The following is a 1,343-nucleotide window of genomic DNA, read 5'->3' as shown; positions in this document are numbered from 1 at the left end:
TGGGCCAACGGCCTCGGCTTCGATTATTTCTACGGGTTCAACGCGGGTGACATGAACCATTGGGATCCGATCCTGTACGAGAACCGCAACCTCGTCCCCCGATCTGCCGATCCCGAGTATCACCTCACCACCGATATTGCCGACAAGGCCATCGCCTGGGTGCGCCAGACGAGCAGCATCGCGGCGACGCGGCCTTACTTCCTCTATGTGGCCACTGGCGCCACCCATGCCCCACACCACATCTGGAGCAAGTGGGCGGACAAATTCAAGGGCCAGTTCGATGAAGGCTGGGACAAATACCGGGAACTGACGCTGGAGCGTCAGAAGAAGCTTGGCGTCGTGCCAAAGGACACCCAACTCACCGAAAGGTCCAAGGGCCTGCCCGCGTGGGATTCGCTCAATGCCGATCAGAAGCGGCTATACGCGCGCATGATGGAAGTGTTCGCAGGCTATGGCGCCCACTGCGATTACGAGCTTGGCCGCGTGGTCGACGCTTGTAAGGCGCTACCCGGCGGCGAGAATACGATTTTCGTCTACATCGCGGGCGACAACGGCTCCAGTGCAGAGGGCGGACTTGAAGGCTCGCTGTGCGAAAACCTGTTCTTCAACGGCATTTCCGAGAAATGGGAGGACAATATCAAGGCCATCGACGATCTCGGCGGCCCGAAGCACTTCAACCATTTCCCGTCGGCCTGGGCGCACGCGATGAACACGCCGTTCCAGTGGACCAAGCAGGTTGCCTCGCACTTCGGCGGCACCCGCAACCCGATGATCATCTCGTGGCCGGCGAAGATCAAGGACAAGGGCGCACTGCGCAACCAGTTTGTTCACACGATCGACCTGGTGCCGACACTTTACGATATATGCGGAATCACCGCGCCAAGCGAATTGAACGGTGTGAAGCAGAAGCCGATCGAGGGGGTCAGCTTCGCCGCCGCACTCACCGACGCGAAAGCCCCCGAGACGCGCAGGACGCAATATTTCGAACTGGGTTGCAACCGCGGGCTTTACCACGACGGATGGATGGCTTCCGCGCCATCATTCGTACCCTGGGAATCCAACCGCGGGGAATGGGACCCCGACAAACAGGTCTGGGAACTCTACAATATCGAAGAGGACTTCTCCCAGGCCAATGACCTTGCAGCGAAATTCCCGGAGAAGCTGCGTCAACTTCAGGACATGTGGTGGGTAGAGGCTGCAAAATACAATGTCCTCCCGCTCGACTGGCGCGCAACGGAGAGATTCAACTCCGAACTGATGGGCCGGCCCAGCCTCGTGCGTGGTCGCGACGAGATGACGTATTTCCCGGGCACGATCGCGGTCCCCGATGCGGCGTCGCCGCC

Annotated in this window: 1 protein-coding gene; it reads left to right on the top strand. The window is 60.0% G+C overall.

Annotation, left to right across the window (positions count from 1 at the left end; genetic code table 11):
• Positions 1-1,343 (top strand): sulfatase-like hydrolase/transferase (locus EDF57_RS25340; protein WP_166675408.1); only part of this gene is annotated, 1,343 nt, incomplete at both ends.

Source organism: Novosphingobium sp. PhB55, assembly GCF_004368805.1.
In the GTDB taxonomy this organism is placed as follows: Bacteria; Pseudomonadota; Alphaproteobacteria; order Sphingomonadales; family Sphingomonadaceae; genus Novosphingobium.
The sequence above is the reverse complement of the archived record's forward strand: the minus strand, read 5'-3'. Positions and strand labels throughout refer to the sequence as shown.